The organism is Pectobacterium quasiaquaticum (genome assembly GCF_014946775.2).
Classification (GTDB): domain Bacteria; phylum Pseudomonadota; class Gammaproteobacteria; order Enterobacterales; family Enterobacteriaceae; genus Pectobacterium; species Pectobacterium aquaticum.
The window spans coordinates 4095127-4118684 of the sequence record NZ_CP065177.1 but is presented as its reverse complement, the minus strand read 5'-3'; the positions used below and the strand labels follow the sequence as shown (position 1 = coordinate 4118684).

The 23558-nt window shown below is 54.7% G+C and carries 21 protein-coding genes and 1 pseudogene; 18 read left to right on the top strand and 4 right to left on the bottom strand.

What is annotated here, in order from left to right; translation table 11 throughout:
- Window positions 1-39 precede the first annotated feature (39 nt).
- The 8 genes and pseudogenes from dapF to IG609_RS18820 all read left to right on the top strand — a co-directional run.
- Window positions 40-864: a diaminopimelate epimerase gene (gene dapF, locus IG609_RS18850; protein WP_193399230.1), complete on the top strand. Its 825-nt coding sequence runs from the start codon at window positions 40-42 to the stop codon at window positions 862-864.
- The gene (locus IG609_RS18845) at window positions 861-1565 is read left to right on the top strand and encodes a DUF484 domain-containing protein (protein ID WP_193399229.1); all 705 of its coding nucleotides are present in this window, start codon (window positions 861-863) and stop codon (window positions 1563-1565) included. Before dapF ends, IG609_RS18845 begins: the two co-directional genes overlap by 4 nt.
- Entirely contained in the window at window positions 1562-2497 is a 936-nt protein-coding gene (xerC, locus tag IG609_RS18840; protein WP_193399228.1) for a tyrosine recombinase XerC, read from the top strand. Before IG609_RS18845 ends, xerC begins: the two co-directional genes overlap by 4 nt.
- On the top strand, window positions 2497-3213 hold the full coding sequence (yigB, locus tag IG609_RS18835; protein ID WP_193399227.1) for a 5-amino-6-(5-phospho-D-ribitylamino)uracil phosphatase YigB: 717 nt from the start codon (window positions 2497-2499) through the stop codon (window positions 3211-3213). The genes xerC and yigB overlap by 1 nt, the downstream gene beginning before the upstream one ends.
- An 80-nt stretch (window positions 3214-3293) precedes the next feature.
- The gene (uvrD, locus tag IG609_RS18830; RefSeq protein WP_193399226.1) at window positions 3294-5456 is read left to right on the top strand and encodes a DNA helicase II; all 2163 of its coding nucleotides are present in this window, start codon (window positions 3294-3296) and stop codon (window positions 5454-5456) included.
- A 312-nt stretch (window positions 5457-5768) separates the two neighbouring features.
- A complete protein-coding gene (gene ysgD / locus IG609_RS20680; RefSeq protein ID WP_349984122.1) occupies window positions 5769-5825 on the top strand; it encodes a YsgD/CorL family protein in 57 nt (18 codons plus the stop codon).
- 166 nt (window positions 5826-5991) lie between these two features.
- Window positions 5992-6942 carry a magnesium/cobalt transporter CorA gene (gene corA, locus IG609_RS18825; protein ID WP_193399225.1) on the top strand — a complete coding sequence of 317 codons (951 nt, stop codon included), beginning with the start codon at window positions 5992-5994 and terminating at the stop codon, window positions 6940-6942.
- Window positions 6943-7160: 218 nt separating this feature from the next.
- Window positions 7161-7265, top strand: a pseudogene (locus IG609_RS18820) (AbrB family transcriptional regulator); the annotation flags it as partial.
- On the opposite strand, the gene rarD reads toward IG609_RS18820, so the two are convergent.
- Both rarD and IG609_RS18810 read right to left on the bottom strand, forming a co-directional pair.
- Window positions 7234-8163 carry an EamA family transporter RarD gene (gene rarD, locus IG609_RS18815; RefSeq protein ID WP_193399224.1) on the bottom strand — a complete coding sequence of 310 codons (930 nt, stop codon included), beginning with the start codon at window positions 8161-8163 and terminating at the stop codon, window positions 7234-7236. The pseudogene IG609_RS18820 and the gene rarD sit on opposite strands and share 32 nt — an antisense overlap.
- A gap of 98 nt (window positions 8164-8261) precedes the next feature.
- The gene (locus tag IG609_RS18810; protein WP_193399223.1) at window positions 8262-8750 is read right to left on the bottom strand and encodes a thioesterase family protein; all 489 of its coding nucleotides are present in this window, start codon (window positions 8748-8750) and stop codon (window positions 8262-8264) included.
- A 251-nt stretch (window positions 8751-9001) separates the two neighbouring features.
- Between IG609_RS18810 and pldA the strand changes: the two genes are divergently transcribed.
- The 3 genes from pldA to rhtC all read left to right on the top strand — a co-directional run bounded on the left by pldA (window position 9002) and on the right by rhtC (window position 12516).
- Window positions 9002-9886: a phospholipase A gene (gene pldA, locus IG609_RS18805; protein ID WP_193399222.1), complete on the top strand. Its 885-nt coding sequence runs from the start codon at window positions 9002-9004 to the stop codon at window positions 9884-9886.
- A gap of 133 nt (window positions 9887-10019) precedes the next feature.
- Window positions 10020-11849, top strand: coding sequence for an ATP-dependent DNA helicase RecQ (gene recQ, locus IG609_RS18800; protein ID WP_193399221.1), 1830 nt, complete (start codon window positions 10020-10022; stop codon window positions 11847-11849).
- Window positions 11850-11892: 43 nt separating this feature from the next.
- Window positions 11893-12516: a threonine export protein RhtC gene (gene rhtC, locus IG609_RS18795; protein WP_193399220.1), complete on the top strand. Its 624-nt coding sequence runs from the start codon at window positions 11893-11895 to the stop codon at window positions 12514-12516.
- Window positions 12517-12572: 56 nt separating this feature from the next.
- On the opposite strand, the gene rhtB is transcribed toward rhtC, so the two are convergent.
- A complete protein-coding gene (gene rhtB / locus IG609_RS18790) occupies window positions 12573-13193 on the bottom strand; it encodes a homoserine/homoserine lactone efflux protein (protein ID WP_102116914.1) in 621 nt (206 codons plus the stop codon).
- Between the two features lie 130 nt (window positions 13194-13323).
- On the opposite strand from rhtB, the gene pldB reads away from it, so the two are divergent.
- Both pldB and yigL read left to right on the top strand, forming a co-directional pair.
- Window positions 13324-14361 carry a lysophospholipase L2 gene (gene pldB / locus IG609_RS18785; RefSeq protein ID WP_193399219.1) on the top strand — a complete coding sequence of 346 codons (1038 nt, stop codon included), beginning with the start codon at window positions 13324-13326 and terminating at the stop codon, window positions 14359-14361.
- A gap of 102 nt (window positions 14362-14463) precedes the next feature.
- Window positions 14464-15264 carry a sugar/pyridoxal phosphate phosphatase YigL gene (gene yigL, locus IG609_RS18780; RefSeq protein ID WP_010294521.1) on the top strand — a complete coding sequence of 267 codons (801 nt, stop codon included), beginning with the start codon at window positions 14464-14466 and terminating at the stop codon, window positions 15262-15264.
- A gap of 85 nt (window positions 15265-15349) precedes the next feature.
- On the opposite strand, the gene glpT is transcribed toward yigL, so the two are convergent.
- Entirely contained in the window at window positions 15350-16699 is a 1350-nt protein-coding gene (gene glpT, locus IG609_RS18775; RefSeq protein WP_116156411.1) for a glycerol-3-phosphate transporter, read from the bottom strand.
- 503 nt (window positions 16700-17202) lie between these two features.
- On the opposite strand from glpT, the gene glpA reads away from it, so the two are divergent.
- The 5 genes from glpA (at window position 17203) to gntR (ending at window position 23551) form a co-directional block, all read left to right on the top strand.
- Complete coding sequence (gene glpA / locus IG609_RS18770; protein ID WP_404825804.1) at window positions 17203-18873, top strand: anaerobic glycerol-3-phosphate dehydrogenase subunit A; 1671 nt, start codon at window positions 17203-17205, stop codon at window positions 18871-18873.
- Window positions 18863-20125 carry a glycerol-3-phosphate dehydrogenase subunit GlpB gene (glpB, locus tag IG609_RS18765; protein WP_193399218.1) on the top strand — a complete coding sequence of 421 codons (1263 nt, stop codon included), beginning with the start codon at window positions 18863-18865 and terminating at the stop codon, window positions 20123-20125. Before glpA ends, glpB begins: the two co-directional genes overlap by 11 nt.
- The gene (gene glpC, locus IG609_RS18760) at window positions 20122-21333 is read left to right on the top strand and encodes an anaerobic glycerol-3-phosphate dehydrogenase subunit GlpC (protein WP_193399217.1); all 1212 of its coding nucleotides are present in this window, start codon (window positions 20122-20124) and stop codon (window positions 21331-21333) included. The genes glpB and glpC overlap by 4 nt, the downstream gene beginning before the upstream one ends.
- A 366-nt stretch (window positions 21334-21699) precedes the next feature.
- Window positions 21700-22395 (top strand): pirin family protein, encoded by a 696-nt coding sequence (locus IG609_RS18755; RefSeq protein ID WP_193399216.1) that lies wholly within the window; start codon window positions 21700-21702, stop codon window positions 22393-22395.
- 160 nt (window positions 22396-22555) lie between these two features.
- On the top strand, window positions 22556-23551 hold the full coding sequence (gene gntR / locus IG609_RS18750) for a gluconate operon transcriptional repressor GntR (protein WP_193399215.1): 996 nt from the start codon (window positions 22556-22558) through the stop codon (window positions 23549-23551).
- Window positions 23552-23558 lie beyond the last annotated feature (7 nt).

Here is a 23558-nt window from a genome sequence, read left to right as displayed (position 1 = left end):
TTTATCGCGCCCGGTTAAGCAAGCGGGGGAGTCAGGACAATGCAGTTCGCTAAGATGCACGGGTTAGGCAACGATTTCATGGTTGTTGATGCCGTTACGCAAAACGTTTATTTTTCACCCGAATTGATTCGCCGTTTGGCGGATCGACACTGTGGTGTAGGGTTTGACCAACTGCTGGTCGTCGAGCCGCCCTACGATCCTGAACTGGATTTTCATTACCGCATTTTTAACGCGGATGGCAGCGAAGTGGCGCAGTGCGGCAATGGCGCGCGCTGCTTTGCTCGCTTTGTTCGCCTGAAAGGGTTGACCAACAAGCGTGATATTGCCGTCAGTACGCAGACAGGCCGGATGGTGCTGTCGGTGACCGATGACGAACTGGTGCGCGTCAACATGGGCGAACCCAATTTCGAGCCGCAACAGGTGCCTTTCCGCGCGGTCAAAGCGGAGAAAACCTACATCATGCGCGCCGACGAGCACACGGTGCTGTGTGGTGTGGTGTCGATGGGTAACCCGCACTGTGTGATTCAGGTTGAGGATGTGGACACGGCGAAGGTGGCAACGCTGGGGCCGCTGCTGGAAAGCCACGAGCGTTTTCCCGAGCGTGCCAACATCGGTTTTATGCAAATTGTTGATAGCCACACTGTCCGTCTGCGGGTGTACGAACGCGGTGCGGGAGAAACACAGGCGTGCGGTAGCGGCGCGTGTGCTGCTGTGGCGGTAGGGATCCAGCAGGGATTATTGTCCGCGAACGTTCGCGTATCTCTGCCGGGCGGGGGGTTAGATATCCAGTGGGATGGGCCGGGACATCCGTTATTCATGACCGGGCCTGCAACGCATGTCTACGATGGATTTATTCATTTATGAAGAATGTCGAGGAACAGGCAGAGCGCGAGATCGCACTCAGTGACGAGATGGTTTTGCAGTTCCTGCAACAGAATCCTGATTTTTTTATCCGCAATGCGCGTCCCGTCGAGCAGATGCGCATTCCTCACCCTGTCAGGGGAACCGTGTCGCTGGTAGAGTGGCAACTGGCACGCCAGCGTAACCACATTACTCAGCTTGAGGAAGAAATAACGCTGTTGATGGAACAGGCGGGGGTGAACGAAGTGCTGTTCAATCGCCTGCTTGGGTTACAAACCGAATTGGCGTCAGCGGACAGCCTGACGGACATGTTGGATCGCTTGCAGTGCTGGGCGCGTCAGCTTGGTCTGGCGGGCGCAACGGTTCGTCTGTTCAGCGATAAATGGCGCCTTGGCGCGCCGTCTGGTTTTACCCACCTTGGGCTAAATCGCTCCACTTTTGAGCCGCTTCGCATTCAGCGTTTCGGACAACATAACCACTATCTTGGCAGTCTGAACGGGCCGGAGCTGTTGCTTCTACTGCCGCAGGCCAGACAGATAGGGTCGGTCGCGCTGTCGTTGATGGGTAATCATCACGATTTGGGCGTGCTGATTTTCAGCAGCCGCGACAGCCACCATTATCAGCATGGCATGGGGACCGTGCTGCTCCAGCAAATGGCTATGATGCTGCCAGCGATGCTGGCGCGTTGGGTTGAGCGGGTATGAACCAGCAGCCCGCGCCATCGGAAACGCCTTCTTCTTCGCTGTTACAAACCGATGTTGATGCGTTCCTGCGCTACCTAAAAGTAGAGCGCCAGCTAAGCCTGCTGACGCAGACCAGCTATTTACGCCAACTGTCTGCGGTTATCACAATACTCTCCGCGACGGGTGTGGCTGACTGGCGCAAGCTGGACGCCTCTGGCGTACGTTCCGTGGTATCCCGCAGTAAGCGCGATGGGCTCCATTCCAGCAGTCTGGCGCTACGTTTATCGGCATTACGCAGTTTTCTCGACTGGATGGTGTCACGCGGCGTGCTGGCAGCGAATCCCGCTAAAGGGGTATCCACGCCGCGAGCCGGACGGCCATTACCGAAGAATATGGATGTGGATGAGGTTAATCGGCTGCTGGAGATCGATTTAGACGATCCCCTTGCGGTGCGCGACCGCACGATGCTGGAAGTGATGTACGGCGCGGGGCTGCGTCTGGCGGAGCTGGTTGGTATGGATTATCAGCATATTGATTTAGCCAGCGGTGAAATCTGGGTCATGGGGAAAGGCAGTAAAGAGCGCAAATTACCGATAGGAAAAACGGCGGTATCCTGGCTGGAACGCTGGCTAGCGCTGCGCGAGCTGTTTGGCCCACAGGATGATGCTGTGTTTATCTCTAATCAGGGGCGGCGGATTTCGATGCGTAATGTGCAGAAGCGCTTTGCCGAATGGGGAGTTAAGCAGGGCATCAATAGCCATGTTCATCCGCATAAACTGCGCCACTCCTTTGCGACGCACATGCTGGAATCCAGCGGGGATTTACGGGCGGTGCAAGAGCTACTTGGCCACGCTAACCTTACCACGACGCAGATTTACACCCATCTTGATTTTCAACATTTAGCCTCCGTGTACGATGCCGCGCATCCACGCGCCAAACGAGGGAAACCCTGATGCATTTTTACCGATCTCTTGGCCCGATCCGAGCGCTCACGTTCGATCTGGATGACACGCTCTACGATAACGCAGACGTCATTCGGCGCACGGGGCAAGAGTCAATCCGCTTTCTGCAACAGTATCATCCGGCGCTTCGTGATTTTCAGGCGGATGATTTTGAGAACTTACGCCAGACCTTGCTTGAGCGCGAACCGGACATCTATCACGACGTGACTGAATGGCGTCGCCGTGCGGCTGAACTGGCAATGTTAGAGCGCGGCCTGAGCGCGGCAGAGGCTAAGGATGGCGCAAAAGCGGCAATGGAAAACTTTGCCCACTGGCGCAGCCAGATTACGATTACCGAAGAGACGCACCAGACGTTAGCGGCGTTAGCCGAGAAAGTACCGCTGGCTGCCATCACCAACGGTAACGCTGAGCCGCACCGCTTTGGCCTCGATCGCTATTTTTCGTTTATCCTGCGCGCAGGCCCGCACGGCCGTGCTAAGCCGTTTGATGACATGTACCATCTGGCGGCGCAAAAGCTCAATTTGCCTGTGCATGAGATTCTGCATGTCGGTGACGATCTCACCACCGATGTGGCGGGGTCGATCCGCTGCGGTATGCAGGCCTGCTGGATTAACCTGCGTGAAGGCAGCCTGACGCAGATTGGCGACGCCCGACTGCTGCCGCATATTGAAATTTCGCGGTTGGCATCGCTGTCGGCATTGCTATAATCACTGCATTAATCTGTATAAATCACCAGTGGAAACGCCCTTGTCGATGCGGTGTTTCCCTCACCGGATAACCCGTACCTATGGACGTTTCTGATCTGCTTGATGGCCTCAACGACAAACAGCGTGCCGCGGTAGCCGCGCCGCGCAGCAATTTATTGGTGCTGGCGGGGGCAGGCAGCGGCAAAACTCGGGTACTGGTTCATCGCATTGCCTGGCTCTTGTCCGTCGAAAACTGTTCGCCGTACTCCATCATGGCGGTGACGTTTACCAACAAAGCAGCGGCGGAGATGCGCCACCGTATCGATCACCTGATCGGCACCAGCCAGGGCGGCATGTGGATTGGCACTTTCCACGGGCTGGCACACCGCCTGCTGCGTGCGCACCATATGGATGCCAATCTGCCACAGGATTTCCAGATTCTGGACAGCGAAGATCAGCTGCGTCTGCTGAAGCGTCTGATTCGGGCTCTCAACCTGGATGAGAAACAGTGGCCGCCGCGTCAGGCGATGTGGTTCATCAACGGGAAGAAAGATGAAGGACTGCGCCCGCAGCACATTGAAAGCTACGGCAACCCTATCGAACAAACGTGGCAGCGCGTGTATCAGGCCTATCAGGAAGCGTGCGATCGTGCCGGGCTGGTGGATTTCGCCGAACTGCTGCTGCGCGCACACGAACTGTGGCTGAACAAGCCACATGTGCTGAACCACTATCGCGAACGGTTTACTAACATTCTGGTGGATGAATTCCAGGATACCAACCGCATCCAATACGCTTGGATCCGTATGCTGGCGGGCGACAGCGCCAAGGTGATGATCGTCGGGGATGACGATCAGTCGATTTACGGCTGGCGCGGGGCGCAGGTCGAAAATATTCAGCTGTTTCTGAAAGATTTCGCCGGTGCAGAAACGATCCGTCTGGAGCAGAACTATCGCTCGACCAGCAACATCCTGAAAGCGGCGAATGCGCTGATTGCCCACAACGGCGGGCGACTCGGCAAGAACCTGTGGACCGATGGCGCAGAGGGCGAGCCCATCTCGCTGTATTGCGCGTTCAACGAGCTGGATGAGGCGCGTTATGTCGTCAACCGGATTAAAGCCTGGCAGGAAAATGGTGGGGCGCTGAGCGATAATGCCATTCTGTATCGGAGCAACGCCCAGTCGCGTGTACTGGAAGAGGCGTTGTTACAGCAGAGTATGCCGTACCGTATCTACGGCGGCATGCGCTTCTTCGAACGTCAGGAAATTAAAGATGCGCTGTCTTATCTGCGCCTGATCGCTAATCGTAACGATGATGCGGCGTTCGAGCGTGTGGTGAATACGCCGACGCGTGGCATTGGCGATCGCACGCTGGACGTGGTGCGTCAGACGGCGCGCGATCGTCAACTGACGTTGTGGCAAGCCACGCGGGCGTTGTTGCAGGAAAAAGTGCTGGCGGGCCGCGCGGCGGCATCGCTACAGCGCTTTATCGAACTGATTGATGCGCTGGCCTATGAAACCTCTGAACTGCCGCTGCATATTCAAACCGACCGAGCGATTAAGGATTCCGGCCTGTGGAACATGTACGAACAGGAAAAAGGCGAGAAAGGGCAGGCGCGAGTAGAAAACCTGGAAGAACTGGTGACGGCTACGCGCCAGTTCAGTTATCAGGAAGAAGATCAGGATCTGATGCCGCTTCAGGCTTTCCTGTCGCATGCCGCGCTGGAAGCAGGCGAAGGTCAGGCTGACGCCAATCAGGACGCGGTGCAGCTCATGACGCTGCACTCGGCGAAAGGGCTGGAATTCCCGCAGGTGTTTATCGTCGGGATGGAAGAGGGCATGTTCCCTAGCCAGATGTCGCTGGATGAAGGCGGGCGTCTGGAAGAAGAGCGTCGTCTGGCTTATGTCGGCGTCACGCGTGCGATGCAAAAACTGACGATAACCTACGCGGAATCCCGCCGTTTATACGGCAAAGAAGCCTATCACCGGCCTTCCCGGTTTGTCGGCGAGCTGCCGGAAGAGTGTGTTGAAGAAGTGCGGTTACGCGCCAGCGTCTCCCGTCCGGTTAATCATCAGCGCCTCGGCACGCCGATAACGCAAAACGACAGCGGCTACAAATTAGGGCAGCGGGTTCGCCATGCGAAATTCGGCGAAGGTACGATCGTGAATCTGGAAGGCAGCGGCGATCACGCCCGTCTTCAGGTCGCGTTTCAAGGGCAAGGCATTAAATGGCTAGTCGCCGCTTATGCCAGACTGGAAACGGTGTGATCGTCACGATGCCGATGGGAGTATGACGGGATTACCGGCGCTTATATTCATGTCAGCGCCCCTAATTTCGCCGGTGCACCCAGCTTCTCTGTCCGTGCCATCACCTATTTGCCCGACAACGCCTGACAGATAAACGCTGTTCTTTTTTACGCTGAGGACTGTGTTTTTACCACTTTCCGCGCCGAATTTATTGGATAAACCTTATCCATTTGACCAATATTTTACAGCGTGTTTCAGCCGCGGTTTTAAAGTTGAAGTCTTTTTCATCTCAGCGTAACATGCGCGCATCATTATTCTCGGAGGACTAACGCCTTGGACACACCCAGTCGATACTGGCTCACTCACCTGTTCATTAGGTACAACTTCTAAGGCTATCTTCCTCTGCTGATACCCTTCGTGGTTGTCAGCGATGCTGTTTTTGTCGCTACGAGTCAGATCCGTCGAACGGACTGAAACCTGCTGGTGACATCTCACCTCTGTTTCTGTGCTTCAATCGCGTTGTCCATCTCTGCTACTGAAAGGGGAGCTATGGCCCATGCTGAGCGCATTTAAACTGGATAATTGCCGTTTATCTCGTCTGGAACTGGATGACTCCGATGATCTCACCACGTCAATTTGGGTCGATTTGATCGAGCCGGAAGACGATGAGCGTGAAAAAGTACAAACCGAACTGGGACAAAGCCTGGCAACCCGTCCGGAACTGGAAGACATTGAAGCGTCGGCACGTTTTTTTGAAGATGAAGACGGCCTGCACATTCACTCCTTTTTCTTTTTTGAAGATGCTGAGGACCACGCCGGTAACTCGACCGTAGCGTTTACTATTCGCGATGGTCGTCTGTACACCTTGCGCGAGCGTGAGCTGCCTGCATTCCGCCTGTATCGCATGCGTGCACGTAACCAGACTATGGTGGACGGCAATGCTTACGAACTGCTGCTCGATCTCTTTGAGACAAAAATTGAGCAACTGGCGGACGAAATCGAGAATATCTACAGCGATCTGGAATCGCTGAGCCGCATTATTATGGAAGGGCGTCAGGGTGAAGAATACGACGACGCGCTGTCCACGCTGGCGGAGCTGGAAGACGTGGGCTGGAAAGTGCGCCTGTGTCTGATGGATACCCAACGTGCGCTGAACTTCCTAGTGCGTAAAGCCCGCTTGCCATCCGGCCAGTTGGAGCAGGCACGTGAAATTTTACGCGATATCGAATCTCTGCTGCCGCACAACGAATCCCTGTTCCAGAAGGTTAACTTCCTGATGCAGGCGGCGATGGGCTTCATCAATATCGAACAGAGCCGGATTATCAAGATCTTCTCGGTGGTCTCCGTGGTATTCCTGCCACCGACGCTGGTGGCGTCCAGCTACGGGATGAACTTTGAATTTATGCCGGAACTGAAGTGGTCGTTTGGCTATCCGGGCGCGATTGTGCTGATGATTCTCGCTGGACTGGCGCCGTACCTCTACTTCAAACGTAAGAACTGGCTCTAAACCTGTCCGAATGCGTCTGATGGGAGTGACCCGTCAGGCGCGTTGATGGTCCTTCCTCTTATCGTTCTCCGGCTTGCTATTCTTGTTTGTTCTTCCGCACCAGTTCATTCTCCGGCCACCTTGTTTAGAATGGCGGAGAGTCTTTCTGTTCTTACTTTCTATTATTACTTTCTATTACTAAATACAGGTCGTGTGCATGAAAGGCATGTCTCGGACTATTGGCATTTGTCATCGCCATACAGACGCTGTGGCTGTTTTCGACACTGTTGTTCAGCCCGATCTTATCGCGCTTTATTTCCCGTCGTGTTGAGGCTGGGAAACTGTATTTGGCGTGTGCCGTAGCTTACGCTGTGTATAAAGTGCATCCAGAATAAACAGCGCCAGCGCACCCCAGATGAAGGCAAAAGTAATCAGTTTGTCGCTGCTGAATGTTTCACCGTAGAACACCACTGCCAGTATGAACATGATGGTAGGGCCGAGATACTGGAAGAAGCCTAGCGTTGACAGGCGCAGGCGCATCGCCGCTGAGGTGAAAAACAGCAACGGCACGGTGGTGACGATGCCCGCCGAGAGCAGCAGCAGGTTCAACGACCAGGGATTGGCTGTCAGGTGGCTGCTTGGTGTGTCGGCAACAAAAAACAGATAAATGACCGCTATTGGCAGCAGCCACAGCGTTTCGATCAGCATGCCGGTTTGCCCGTCGATACCAATCTTCTTACGCAGCAGGCCATATAATGCGAAGCTGAATGCCAGTCCGAGCGCGATAACGGGCAGCGAGCCAAACGTCCACAGTTGAACCAGTACGCCAGTCACGGCGAGCAGCACAGCCAGCCATTGCAGACGGCGGAAGCGTTCGCCCAGAAAGATCATACCCAGCATGACGTTGACCAGCGGGTTGATGAAATACCCCAAACTGGCTTCCAGCATGTGATGATTATTGACCGCCCAGATGTACAACAGCCAGTTACCGCCGATAAGCACCGCCGTTAATGCCAACAAAAACAGATGCTTGACGTTGCGGCAGGCAAGGCTCACCTGACGCCATTTCTGACCGACCGTCAGGAGGATCAACATAAAGAAGAATGACCAGATAATACGGTGCATCAGTATTTCATTGGGTGGAACGTGCTCAAGTAGCTTGAAGTAAACGGGAGCAATTCCCCAAATAAAATACGCGGCGAGGGCGAAAAAGATCCCCTCACGGGTTTGTTGCGCGTTCATGGGTGACTCGATAAGGACGGCGGGAAAACACTAAGTCTACCCAAAACTGTGAGCGCTTTCACGTAAAGTGTTGATGACAATTTTTTCTAACGTAAAGGTTACCCGACAATATAGGTTGCGGTGGCGCTGGCTAAATGCGAACCCTGTTCGTTATGCAATTCGGCACGGGCGACGGCGATTTTATTGCCACCGCGCAGCAGCGTGCTGGTAATGGTGAAGTGTTCTCCATAGCCCGGCCGCAGATAATCTACCCGCATATCAATCGTTCCCATGCGGGCGAGGCGGTGGTGGAATTCCTGATCGCTGATCGTCTCATGACGCAGCAGCGTGTTGCCGACGCAGACCAATCCGGCTGCAACGTCCAGCCCGGCAGCAATCACGCCGCCATGCAGAATCTTTTGTGCCGCATTGCCGATGAGCTTATCTTGCCGAGCGAACGTCAAGATGGCTTTGTCGGCTTCAAACTGCTGTAATTCAAGACCTAATTCGATGTTGAATGGCATCTTGTAAATGAAAATCTCGCCAACGAGCTGGCGCACGGTTTCTCTGGTTAGTGTGGTTCCCTGAAATGATGGTACGTCAGCCATAGTTGTTTCCCGCTCTGATAAGAGATACACATTAAATGTGGTTTATTTGATGCATTTGCGTTATGTGGATGTTTATTTTATGCATTGATTTTGTTTCTTGCCAGAAAAGGCCAAGAAACGGGAGAACGATAATTCAAACGTCGTTGAACTGTGTAGAATGGCCGGCTTGCGTGGGGAAATACTCATCACTCATTGGTTAAAACGAGCGTCGGTTAAAACGGACGTCGTACAAAAAATGTCGGAGAAAATGAATGCGTAAAATAGGATTCGTACTGGCAGCATTACTGATGGCTCAGGCTCAGGCTCAGGCTCAGGCTCATGCGGAAGACGTAACAAACGCGCCTGCGCCAAATCAACCTGCGGTACGTGGCAGCATTATTGCCAGCCTGTTAGAAGAGCATAATACCCCGTTTGTTCTCTATCCTTACGAGAGCAACTACATACTGTATACCTATACCAGTAACATCAATAAAACGGCGATACAGAGCTATAACTGGGGTGAAGAAGCACGTAAAGATGAAGTGCATTACCAGTTGAGTTTGGGGTTCCCGATCTGGCGTGGCATTCTGGGTGATAACTCGTTGCTGGGGGCGTCCTATACGCAGCGCTCGTGGTGGCAGTTGTCTAATAAGAGTGAGTCTTCTCCGTTCCGTGAAACCAACTATGAGCCGCAGATCTTTTTGGGCTGGGCGACGAACTACACCTTCGCGGGCTGGACGCTGCGGGATGTGGAAATGGGCTTTAACCACCAGTCTAACGGCCGTTCTGAACCGACGTCGCGCAGTTGGAATCGCGCTTATGCGCGCCTGATGGCGCAGAACGGCAACTGGCAGGTTGATGTGAAGCCGTGGGTGCGTTTCTCCGATAGTGAGGACGATAACCCTGATATCACCAAATACATGGGTCATTACCGCTTACGCGTCGGCTATGTGTGGGGCGACAGCGTGTTTAGCGCAGAAGGGCGCTATAACTGGAACAGCGGCTACGGCGGCGGTGAGTTGGGCTGGAGCTACCCGCTGACGCGTCATGTCCGTTTCTACACCAAGGTGTTTAGCGGCTATGGCGAATCCCTGATTGATTACAACCACCGTCAGACCCGCTTTGGCGTTGGTGTGACGCTGAACGACATGTTCTAACGATCGTGTTTCAGTGACTGGTGTTTTAGCGATTGTCGTTTTAACCCTTGTCGTTTTACCAAACTAACGATTGCAGTTTTACCTAACGACGCTGAAAATAGCGCCTGTTTGATTTCATTGAATTGGGGACGGCGTGTCTACGGCGGAAGTATTGAATAAGGAAGCGCTGGCGGTTCAGGTTCTGCGGGACACGTTCGGCTACCAGCAATTCCGACCGGGTCAGCAGGAAATTATCAGCGCGACGCTCAGTGGGCAGGACTGTCTGGTTATCATGCCGACAGGCGGCGGCAAATCGCTGTGCTATCAAATCCCTGCGCTGGTAATGGACGGGCTGACGCTGGTGGTGTCTCCGTTGATTTCACTGATGAAAGATCAGGTCGATCAGCTTCAGGCTTACGGCGTTTCGGCAGCCTGCCTGAATTCTACGCAGACGCGCGAGCAGCAGCTTGAGGTGATGGCGGGTTGTCGTACCGGTCAAATCAAGCTGCTTTATATTGCGCCTGAACGCCTGACGACGGACAGCTTCCTCGATCATCTTGCCCATTGGCAGATTTCCCTGATCGCGGTGGATGAAGCGCATTGCATTTCCCAATGGGGGCACGATTTCCGCCCTGAATACCGGGCGCTGGGGCAGATTAAACAGCGTTTCCCTCATCTTTCTTTTATTGCGCTGACCGCTACCGCCGACGAGGCCACGCGTAACGATATCGTTCGCCTGTTGGATCTCCAGTCGCCGCTGATTCAGATCAGCAGCTTTGATCGCCCGAATATTCGCTACACGCTGGTGGAAAAGTTCAAGCCGCTCGACCAGCTCTGGATGTTCGTGCAGGGGCAGCGTGGAAAAAGCGGCATCATCTACTGCAATAGCCGCTCCCGCGTGGAGGACATTAGCGCACGCTTGCAGGCCCGTGGGCTGAGCGCAGGCGCTTATCACGCTGGATTGGATAACGAGCGACGTGCACAGGTACAGGAAGCGTTCCTGCGTGACGATCTCCAGGTGGTGGTCGCGACCGTCGCCTTTGGTATGGGCATCAACAAACCTAACGTGCGGTTCGTGGTGCATTTTGATATTCCGCGCAACATCGAATCCTACTATCAGGAAACGGGGCGAGCTGGGCGTGATGGCCTCGCCGCCGAAGCTGCGCTGTTCTACGATCCGGCGGATATGGCGTGGCTACGCCGCTGCCTAGAAGAAAAACCGGCTGGGCCGCAGTTGGATATCGAGCGTCATAAGCTCAATGCGATGGGCGCATTTGCCGAAGCGCAGACCTGCCGCCGTCTGGTGCTGCTGAACTATTTCGGTGAAGGACGCCAAGAGGCCTGCGGCAACTGTGATATTTGTCTCGATCCGCCAAAGCGCTATGACGGGTTGGTCGAAGCGCAAAAGGCGCTCTCCTGCGTGTATCGGGTCGGGCAGCGCTTCGGTTTAGGGTATGTCGTCGAGGTGCTGCGCGGGGCGAATAACCAACGTATCCGTGACTTCGGCCATGACAAACTACCGGTTTATGGCATTGGTAAAGATAAATCGCAGGAGCATTGGGTTAGCGTGCTGCGCCAGTTGATTCATCTGGGCTTGCTGAACCAGAACATCACAATGCATTCCGCTGTACAGCTTACCGAATCTGCGCGCCCCGTGTTACGGGGGGAAATGCCGTTACAGCTTGCCGTGCCGCGTGTGATTAACCTGAAGCCTCGCGCGAATCAGAAATCTTACGGTGGAAATTACGACCGCAAGCTGTTTGCCAAATTGCGCAAACTGCGTAAATCCATCGCGGATGAAGACAATATTCCGCCTTACGTAGTGTTCAGTGATGCCACGCTACTGGAGATGACGGAGCTGATGCCGATCACCGCCGGTGAGTTGTTGAATATCAACGGGGTTGGACACCGTAAACTCGAACGTTTCGGTGCGCCTTTCATGAACATGATTCGCGATCATGTCGATAATAATGATGACGAGTGATGCTCGTCTTGTCTGACTGCATTAAAAAAACAGGAAAACCCACATGCTGATGTTATTTATGACGGTGGCGCTGGTGCATTTCATTGCGCTGATGAGCCCGGGGCCGGATTTCTTTTTCGTTTCACAGACTGCGGCCAGCCGTTCCCGCCGTGAAGCGATGATGGGCGTGTTAGGTATTTCTCTGGGCGTGATGGTTTGGGCGGCTATCGCGCTGCTGGGACTGCACCTGCTATTGCAAAAAATGGCCTGGCTCCATACGGCAGTTACCGTCGGCGGCGGGTTGTACCTGTGCTGGATGGGCTGGCAGATGCTGTGCTCTGCGCGCAGTAAAGCACAGATTGAAATCACCCAGGAGAAGGCGGTGGTACTGCCTCAGCGCGGCAAAACCTTCATGCGTGGACTATTGACGAATCTGGCGAATCCGAAGGCGCTGGTCTATTTCGGCAGCGTGTTCTCGTTGTTTGTCGGCGACAGCGTCGGCAGCGGTGCTCGCTGGGGGCTGTTCGCATTGATCTCGATTGAAACGCTGATCTGGTTCAGTCTGGTCGCGATGGTTTTCGCCCTACCGGCAATGCGTCGTGGCTATCAGCGTCTGGCGAAATGGGTGGATGGTGTGGCGGGCGTGCTGTTTACCGGGTTCGGCCTGCACCTGATTTTCTCTCGTTAACCTTTCCCTCAGAATGATAGGCGTGCACCGCTAGCCGATACGGCGCACTGCCTTAATCAGGCCTTTCTCGCGGTGGCGAGTAACGCGCCAACCAGCACGAACAGTGAACCAAATATCCGGTTGAGCGTCTTCATCTGCCGTGGGCCTTTCAGCCATCCGGCGATGCGCGTGGCTAGCGTGGCGTAACCAATCATCACGATAATATCGACCACAATGGTGGTGACGCCCAACACTAGATACTGTGCGGCCTGCGGCTGGTGGGGAATAATGAATTGCGGGAACAGCGCCGCCAGAAACACGATGCTCTTCGGGTTGGTCAGATTCACCAGCACCGCACGTTTAAAGAGCCTACGACGCGGCATGGCGCTGGCGATCGCCTGAAGGTCAAGTGCGCCTGCGGCGCGCCATTGCTGAATCCCCAGCCAGATCAGATACGCCGCGCCCAGCCATTTCAATACATCGAAAGCCAGTACTGACTGGTTAAGCAACGCGCCTAGCCCAATGCCGACCAGCACGATATGAATCGCCAGCCCGACCTGTAAACCACAGATTGAAGCTGCCGCGCCGCGATAGCCGTGGCTAATTCCGGTGCTCATGGTGTTGATGGCACCAGAGCCGGGCGACAGGCTGAGAATAAGCGTTGTGAGTAAGTAAGTTAACCACCAGTCCAATGTCATGAAGCATGCCCCTGAATCACGTTCTGTATTACGAGAGTCTGTCTGTTTTTTATGTCACAATACGCTTGTGCTCCACTGCTTGTCATGTTCTTCCGCTAGCTTTGTTTTCCCGCGTCACCGGAGAGGTGTGATGATTCAACGCCACAACACGTTGTTTACGTCGGAACGGTTAACGCCTGAAGGGTTAACCTCGAACCTGTTAACGCGAGAAGCGCAGTTTGCTGCTTTTGCTACCAGAGAATTACTGGATTTCTGGCGTCAGCGCGAAGAGGGCGAATTCTCTGGCGTTGATGATGTACCGATCCGGTTTGTTCGCTTTACCGCGCCCCAGCACGACAAGATTGTCGTTGTCTTTTCAGGCCGTATCGAAAGCTATGTCAAATATAGCGAAGTGGCTTATGACCTCTTTCATAGCGGCTATGATGTACTCATCATGGATCACCGTGGGCAAGGGCGGTCGGGGCGAGTATTGCAAGACGGCCACCGTGGACACGTGCTGCGCTTTAGTGATTATGTCGATGATGCCGAAACGCTGTGTCAGCAGCATATTGGCCCGAAACACTATACCCGCCGATTTGCCTTAGCGCATTCAATGGGGGGCGCGATTCTGGCGCAGCTTTTGATTCGCCAACCTGACACGTTTGATGCCGTGGCGCTGTGTGCGCCGATGTTTGGTATTCGTTTGCCGCTTCCTCACTGCGTTGCTGGTTGGATCGTCGATTGGGCGGAGCGTCGCCCAGCGATACGTGATTATTACGCCATCGGCACCGGACAGTGGCGTCCTTTGCCTTACCGGATGAATGTGCTGACGCACAGCCGTGAACGCTACCAGCGTGGCATTCGCTTTTATGCGGATTCGCCGGATTTACGCATCGGCGGCCCCACCTATCATTGGGTGCGCGAGGCGATACAGGCGGGGAAACAGCTACTGGCTCAGGCCAGTGCCGTCACCACGCCGCTTCTACTGTTACAGGCGGGAGAAGAGCGCGTGGTGGATAACCGCAGCCAGAATGCGTTTTGTCAGGCACTGGCACAGAGCGGTAACGCCAATTCAAACGGTGTTTTGCAGGTTATCCCCGGTGCGCGGCATGAGATTCTCTTTGAAACGGATCACCTCCGCGCTCAGGCATTTACGCTGATTCTGGCGCACTTTGCGCGTTATCATTAATTTTAGACTGTTGGCACGCCGTTCAACGGACGCTGCCAGCAACCTCGTTAATTTTTTGCGGCGCGTGCCGCCACAACACACCAGAAGTGAGATCTCATCGCTATGTACCATGTCGTTGCTTCCGATTTAGATGGCACACTGCTGTCACCTGACCACTCGCTGTCCCCGTATGCGAAAGAAACCCTCAGGCTGCTGACGGAAAAAGGGATTCACTTTGTGTTTGCGACCGGACGGCATCACATGGATGTTGCGCAGATCCGCGATAACCTCGGCATCAGCGCGTTTATGATTACCTCGAATGGTGCGCGCGTGCACAACTCACAGGGCGAGCTGATTTTCAGCCACAACCTGGATCAGGATATCGCCCGCGACCTCTACAGCGTCGTACACAATAACCCCGATATGCTGACGCACGTTTACCGCGATGATGAGTGGTTTATGAACCGTCCGCGCGCGGAAGAAGAGCGCTTCTTCAAAGAGTCGATCTTTAAATACAAGCTGTTCGAGCCTGCACTGCTCGAAACCGATGGCGTCAGCAAGGTGTTCTTTACCTGTGATTCCCATGAACAGCTGTTACCGCTGGAAGAAGCGATCAATGCGCGCTGGGGCGACCGCGTTAACGTGAGCTTTTCGACGCTTACCTGTCTGGAAGTGATGGCGGGCGGCGTGTCTAAAGGCCATGCGCTGGAACAAGTGGCGAAGATTATCGGCTTCTCGCTCAAAGAGTGTGTGGCGTTTGGTGATGGCATGAACGACTACGAAATGCTGTCGATGGCGGGTAAAGGTTGCGTGATGCAGAACGCGCATCAGCGCCTGAAAGATATGTTGCCGGATCGCGAAGTGATTGGCTCTAACGCGGACAGCGCGGTGCCGAATTACCTGCGTGAACTGTTTCTGAAGTAATCAGCGCTGAGGTTGTGCTGTGATTTATGGCACAAACGAAGGCGGCGTCATCATGACGCCGCCAGAGGGATGCTACAAGAGTGGGTTAGGCGCGACTGGCTAACTCTGCTTTATGTTTTTTCTCATTCAGCATAACAACAACCAACAGAAGTACCGCCAGAATGCTGCCGCCGATCATCACCATGAAGCCACCGTCCCAACCGAAGAAGTCAACGGTGTAGCCGACGATGGCGCTAGCGGCAACGGAACCACCGAGGTAACCGAACAGGCCGGTGAAGCCCGCTGCGGTACCTGCTGCTTTTTTCGGTGCCAGTTCCAGTGCATGCAGACCAATCAGCATGACTGGGCCGTAAATCAGGAAGCCGATAACGATCATACAGGCCATGTCCACACCCGGGTTGCCGGCTGGGTTCATCCAGTAAACGATGGTGGCTATTGTCACCAGCGTCATGAAGAACACGCCCGTTGCACCACGGTTGCCTTTGAAGACCTTGTCGGACATCCAGCCGCACAGCAGCGTGCCCGGAATACCCGCGTATTCGTACAGGAAGTAAGCCCAGGAAGATTTATCCAGTGCGAAGTGTTTAACTTCTTTCAGATAGGTCGGGGACCAGTCGAGGATGCCGTAACGCAGCAGGTAAACGAAAACGTTGGCGATCGCGATGTACCATAGCAGTTTGTTCGGGAAAACGTACTGCATGAAGATCTGCTTAGCCGTCAGTTCTTCTTCCGCTTTTTCATTGTAATCAGCAGGATAATCGTTTTTGTATTCTTCAATCGGTGGCAGACCGCAGGATTGCGGTGTGTCACGCATCAGTGCAAATGCGATAAGCGCAACCAGAATAGCGGCGAAGGCCGGCATGTAGAGTGCGGCTTTCCAGTCGTTAAACCAGGCCATACCCAACAGGAACAGCAGAGGCGGAAGCCCACCGCCGACGTTGTGAGCACAGTTCCATACGGACACGATACTGCCGCGTTCTTTTTGTGACCACCAGTGAACCATGGTGCGTCCACACGGTGGCCAGCCCATCCCTTGGAACCAACCGCACAAGAACAGCAGGACGAACATGACAGCAATGCTAGAGGTTGCCCAGGGTACGAAGCCCATGAATAACATGACGGCTGCTGCCAGAATTAGACCCGCAGGTAGGAATACACGTGGGTTGGAGCGGTCAGATACCGAACCCATGATGAATTTGGAAAAGCCGTAGGCGATGGAAATACCCGACAGCGCGAACCCAAGGTCACCGCGCGAGAAGCCTTGTTCAATCAGATAAGGCATGGCTAGTGTGAAGTTTTTACGTACCAGATAGTAGGCGGCGTAGCCAAAAAAGATCCCCATGAAAATCTGCCAGCGCAGGCGGCGATAGAGCGGATCGACGTGTTCTTGCGACACGCGTGGCTGGTGGGCGGCAGGCCTAAAAATACTCAGCATAGATATCTCCAATGCGAAAAAAAACGAGAGCTTTTTTGTTCTATTACGAACGATATTGTATGGGGCTAGCGTACAAATGAGTGTGATTCATGACGCTAATGTTACACTTTTATGAAACTGTGACGATTTTTGCGCTCATGTTAACAGAATTGGAAAATTCCACAGTGTGGTTTTAGTGATGAAAATCACACTTATTGTTTTTATACACCCATTGATTTTCGTTTTGTGCTCGTTTTTGCTCTTTATCAAACATTAACCCTTCTTTCTGTGTCCCAATAGCAACATATACGCCCTAAATAATTCGAGCTGCGTGACAAAACGTTAGCGTTTTGAACAACGCTCTGCGTTGACCCTTTAGGGCAAGGCCCATTTATGGCCTTGTAACGCGGCAACCGCGCGAATCCCCAGGAGCTTACTCAGGTAAGTGACTGGGGTGAGTAAGGGCGGCCAACGCACAAGCAGCTTGAAGTATGACGGGGATACCATCCGCCTGGAGCGAGAACATGATGCAAAATACGGGGAACTGGCGTGAAACTGACGTGGTTGTCATCGGCGGTGGTGCGACGGGAGCGGGTACGGCACGAGACTGTGCCCTGCGTGGACTGCGCTGCCTGCTGCTTGAACGTTATGACATTGCGACCGGCGCGACCGGGCGTAATCACGGCTTATTACACAGCGGTGCCCGCTATGCAGTAACCGATGGCGAGTCTGCCCGCGAATGTATTGAAGAAAACCAGATTCTCCGGCGGATAGCTCGCCACTGTATTGAGCCTACCGACGGTCTGTTTATCACCTTGCCAGAAGACGATCTCGGTTGGCAGGCGCAGTTTATTACCGCCTGTCAGCAGGCGGGAATTCGCGCGCAGGCGTTGGACCCGCAGGAAGCGTTACGACTGGAACCGGCAGCAAATCCGACGCTGATTGGCGCGGTGCGCGTGCCGGATGGTTCGGTCGATCCTTTTCGCCTGACGGCGGCCAACATGATCGATGCCTGCGAGAACGGCGCGGAAGTGTTGACCTATCACGAGGTCATCGGGCTGATTCGCAATGGCGATCGTATTACCGGCGTGCGCGTTTTCGACCATAAAAAAGGTGTAGAAACAGAAATTTATGCACAGGTGGTGGTCAACGCGGGCGGTATTTGGGGGCAACACATTGCGGAATATGCCGATCTGCGTGTGCGCATGTTCCCAGCAAAAGGCGCGCTGTTGATTCTTGGGCACCGCATCAACAACATGGTGATCAACCGCTGCCGTAAACCGGCGGACGCCGACATTCTGGTGCCGGGCGATACCATTTCGCTGATTGGCACCACCTCAACCCACATCGATTACGATCAAATCGACAATATGCTCGTGACGCCTGCTGAGGTGGAAACGCTGATGCGGGAAGGCTCGATGCTAGCGCCGACGTTGGCGAGTACGCGCATTCTACGCGCCTATGCGGGCGTTCGACCGCTGGTTGCCAGCGATAGCGACCCCAGCGGACGCAGCGTGAGTCGCGGCATTGTGCTGCTCGACCATGCCAGCCGCGACGGGCTGGAAGGATTTATTACCATCACCGGCGGCAAGCTGATGACCTACCGCCTGATGGCGGAATGGGTGACTGACTCCATCTGCAAAAAGCTGGGTCATGAGGTGGCCTGCTCAACGGCACAGACGCCGCTGCCCGGCTCTGAGTCGCTGGATGAGGTGAGAACCGCTCCTCACGCTCTGTCAGCTTATCCTGCGGCAAAACCGCTCTCTGCACCGCTGCGCGGTTCGGCGATTTATCGTCACGGTGAACGTGCCGAGCGAATGCTGTCCGGTGAGCGTCTGGACCGCAGTCTGGTGTGCGAATGTGAGGCGGTGACGGCGGGGGAAGTACGCTACGCCGTGGAATCGTTACAGGTGAATAACCTGATTGATTTACGTCGGCGCACCCGCGTGGGTATGGGCACCTGTCAGGGTGAACTCTGTGCCTGTCGTGCGGCGGGTCTGCTGTGCCGTCTGGGCACCGCGACGCCGGAGCAGTCGCTCACGCAGCTCAGCCAGTTTTTGAACGAACGCTGGAAAGGGATTCGCCCAGTTGCGTGGGGCAATGCGCTGCGCGAAAGCGAGTTTACCAGTTGGATTTATCAGGGATTGTGCGGCCTGACGGCCAGCGACAGTCAGGAGGATCGTCATGCGCTATGACGTTGTGATTATCGGCGGCGGGCTGGCGGGATTGACCTGCGGCATTCGCTTAGCGGAGCAGGGAAAACGCTGTGCGATTGTCAGCGCGGGGCAGAATGCGCTGCATTTTTCTTCCGGTGCGCTGGATTTACTTTCCCATCTCCCTGACGGGCAGCCCGTGAGCCAGCCGCTCGATGCGCTGGATGAGTTGGCGCGTCAGGCTCCTCATCATCCTTATTCCCGTATGGGCGCGACGGCAGTGGCGGCCCTGTTGCCACAGATTGAAGCATTGCTGGAACGCAGCAATATCACCCTGCAAGGCAATCATCACCAGAACCACTGGCGCATGACGCCGCTAGGTAAGTTTCGCGCCTGCTGGCTGAGCCCGGTCGATGGCGTCACGCGTGGTCTGCCGGATTCCCGCTTTGGCGACAATCCGCTGATTGCGGGTATCGAAGGTTTTCTGGATTTTCAGTCCCGTATTGTGGCCGGCACGCTGCAGACGCAGGGGATCGCGGCACGCAGTGATGAACTCAAGCTGCCCGTGCTGGATCGATTGCGTCATAACCCCAGCGAATTCCGTGCGGTCAATATCGCCCGCGTGCTCGACCGACCGGAAAATCGCTCGGCGCTGCTGGAGGAATTGTCGCTTCTGGCTCACGGTAACGATGCCATCATCATGCCAGCCTGTCTGGGCTTGGACAGCCCTGAAATCATCAATGAACTTGCTGATGCGTTAGGTAAACCGGTGCTGCTATTGCCGACATTGCCGCCGTCATTACTCGGGTTACGTTTGCATCAGGCGCTGTCGCAGCGCTTTCGCCAACTGGGTGGCATGGTGATGCCGGGCGATCGTGCAGTGCGCGCCTCGCTGTCGCCGCAAGAGATTGCGATTCATAGCCACCACCATCGCGATATTCCGCTGCGGGCGAAGCACACGGTGCTGGCGAGCGGCAGCTTTTTCAGTAATGGGCTGGTGACGCAGTTTGATCGGGTGACCGAACCGGTCTTTGGGCTGGACGTTCGATTCGCTGACCAGCGCGAGGGCTGGAGCCAGCAGGATGTGTTTGCGCCACAGCCTTATATGCAATTTGGCGCAATTGTCGACGAACACCTGCATCCGCGCATTGGGGGCGAAACGGTCAACAATCTGTACGCGATTGGCGCGGTGCTGGAAGGCTTCGACCCGATTGTGCAGGGATGTGGAGCGGGGGTTTCCTTGCTCAGCGCACTTTATGTTGCCGAACAGATTTTGAAGGAGGGCAACCCATGAGCCTGCTTAGCGATAACAGTTTTGAAGATTGCATCAAGTGTACGGTCTGTACCACGTACTGTCCGGTTTCGCGCGTGAACCCGCTTTATCCTGGCCCGAAGCAGGCTGGGCCGGACGGCGAACGCCTGCGGCGCAAAGATCCGGCGCTGTATGATGATGCGCTGAAATACTGTACCAACTGCAAACGTTGTGAGGTCGCGTGCCCGTCGGATGTCAAAATTGGCGACATTATTCAGCGCGCAAAGGGGACGCACAGCACCCACAAGCCGACGCTGCGCGATGCGATTCTGAGCCATACCGATCTCATGGGGTCGATTGCCACGCCGTTTGCGCCGCTGGTGAATACGGCGACCAGCCTGAAACCCGTGCGCCAACTGCTGGATAAAGCGTTGAAAATCGACCATCGTCGCCAGTTGCCGAAATACTCGTTCGGCACCTTCCGGCGCTGGTATCGCCAACAGGCAGCAAAACAGCAGGCCTATGATGAGCAGATCGCTTACTTCCACGGCTGCTATGTGAACTACAACCATCCACAGCTAGGTAAAGATCTGGTTCAGGTTTTTAACGCGATGGGTATTGGCGTCCAGTTGCTGAATAAAGAGAAATGCTGCGGCGTGCCGCTGATCGCCAATGGTTTTCACGACAAGGCCAGAAAGCAGGCGCACGCGAATATCAAATCGCTGGATGAGGCGATTAATCAGAAATCCCTGCCGGTGGTCGCGACGTCATCCAGTTGTACGTTCACGCTGCGGGACGAGTATCCACATTTGCTGGGCGTGGATAACGGCCATGTGCGCGATGGTGTCGAACTGGTGACGCGCCAGCTCTATCGCCTGCTGGAAGAAGAAGGACGAACGCTGCCTCTGGGTAAATTGCCGCTGCGGGTGGCGTATCACACGCCTTGCCATCTGGAACGAATGGGCTGGACGGCGTATACCCTGGCGCTGCTGCAACGCATCCCCGGTCTTGAGCTGGTGATGTTGGATTCCCAGTGCTGCGGCATTGCGGGTACCTACGGCTTCAAGAAAGAGAATTACGCCACGTCGCAAGGTATTGGCGCACCGCTGTTTCAGCAGATTGAAGAGAGCGGAGTTGATATCGTGGTGACGGACTGCGAAACCTGTAAATGGCAGATTGAGATGTCGACCAGTAAAAAGTGTGAACACCCGATCACCCTGCTGGCAAGGGCATTGGCGCAGCCAGAGTAAAAGGTGGCAGGGAGCAAAACGGGCTGTCACTCAGTTCGTATTGAGAATAAGAACTTATCGCAAAAAGCACTTTACAAGTGCGAATGATAATGATTATTATTGTCGTGCATTCTGGGGAACGATGCCATGCGCCTGTATTAGTTATTGATGGTGTTCATGACGATCCGGTTTCCCTGTGAAGGCACGACATTGCTCACATTGCTTCCAGTATTATTTAGCCAGCTCGGGTGCTGGCTTTTTTTTTGCAATTTCCTTCCAGCCCGTCATCCCGTTCTGATTTTTCGAACAGAGCGGTGAGTTTTTTGCGCTATCTTATTTATCGCCGCCCGTTACACTTTCCTTATCAAAAACGCGGGAGGAAATAACATGATCTATTTACGTCAAGCGCAAGATCGCGGACATGCGAATCACGGCTGGCTTGACAGCTGGCACACATTCTCATTTGCCGATTATTACGATCCTGATTTCATGGGGTTTTCGGCACTGCGCGTGATTAATGAAGACGTTATCGAAGGCGGTCAGGGTTTTGGCACGCATCCGCATAAAGATATGGAAATTCTGACCTATGTATTGTCCGGTGCGGTTGAACATCAGGACAGCATGGGAAATAAAGAGCAGGTGCCAGCGGGCGAGTTCCAGATTATGAGCGCGGGCACGGGTATTCGCCACTCTGAATACAATGCCAGCAAAGACGAACCGTTGCACCTGTATCAAATCTGGATTATCCCAGAAAAAACCGGGCTGACGCCGCGCTACGAGCAGAAACGCTTTGATGTGCAGCAAGGGCGTCAACTGGTGCTGTCCCCGGATGCGCGTGAAGGCTCGCTGAAAGTCTTTCAGGACATGACGCTGTGGCGCTGGGCGCTGAAAGCGCAGGAGCAATCGGTGTACCAGATTCAGGCCGGTCGCCGCGTCTGGATTCAGGTGGTGCGCGGTACGGTAGAGATTAACGGCCAGAAAGCGGAAGCTAGCGATGCGTTTGCAGTGTGGGACGAAACGGCGATCTCCGTACACGCCAGCGAGGACAGCGAAATCCTGCTGTTTGATCTGCCGCCAGTATGATGGCGAATGAAAAAAGTGAAGAAGCCCGCGTAGGAAAGGACGCGGGCTTTTTATTTATCACGACCTGATTACATCATTCAGATTCTGCCCTCAGTCTTTACTTTCTTAATGCTTTTTTTGTTAGACTTAGATTACTGTTTTTCAGGCATTTTAGTCGACGATGAAGAAAAAAAGACCCGTTCTCCAGGACGTTGCTGACCGCGTGGGTATTACCAAAATGACGGTAAGCCGTTATTTGCGTAATCCCGCTCAGGTATCCGCCGCGTTGCAGGAAAAGATCGCTATTGCATTGGATGAGCTGGGCTATATCCCCAACCTCGCGCCGAATATGCTCGCCAGCTCCACCAGCCGAGCGATTGGCGTACTGCTGCCGTCATTAACCAATCAGGTTTTCGCCGAAGTCTTGCGCGGGATTGAACGCACGGCGGAAGCGCACGGCTACCAGACCATGCTGGCGCATTATGGCTATCATCCTGACAGAGAAGAACAGCGTCTGACTTCCCTGCTGTCGTATCACATCGATGGGCTTATTCTGGCTGAACGTACCCACACGCCGCGAACGCGCCAGATGCTGGACGTTGCTGGTATTCCGGTCGTCGAACTGATGGATTCCGTCTCGCCCTGTCTGGATATGGCTGTCGGGTTTGATAACGTTGAAGCCGCTCGACAGATGACGCTGCGTATGGTCGCGCTGGGGCATCGTCATATCGTCTATCTCGGTGCGCGTCAGGATGAGCGTACGATTATGCGCAGTCAGGGCTACGAGCAAGCGATGTGGGAAAGCGGGCTCAAGAGCTATTGCGTGATGAGTGAGCGGGCGTCTTCCTATTCGCTTGGTGGCGAACTGCTGCGGCAGACGCAGGCGGAATACCCGCAGGTCGACAGCGTGTTTTGCACCAATGATGACTTAGCCGTCGGCGCGATGTTCGAATGCCAGCGGCAGGGGCTGCGCGTGCCGGATGACATTGGCGTAGCCGGTTTCCACGGGCACGACATTGGTCAGGCGATGGTGCCGAAGCTGGCTAGCGTACTGACACCGCGTGAATATATGGGACGCGTCGGCACCGAACAACTGCTGGCTCGTCTGCGGGGCGAGCCAGTGACGCAGGAGAGGGTCGATGTCGGCTTTACCGTGCTGGACGGCGAAAGCCTCTAAGCCGCTG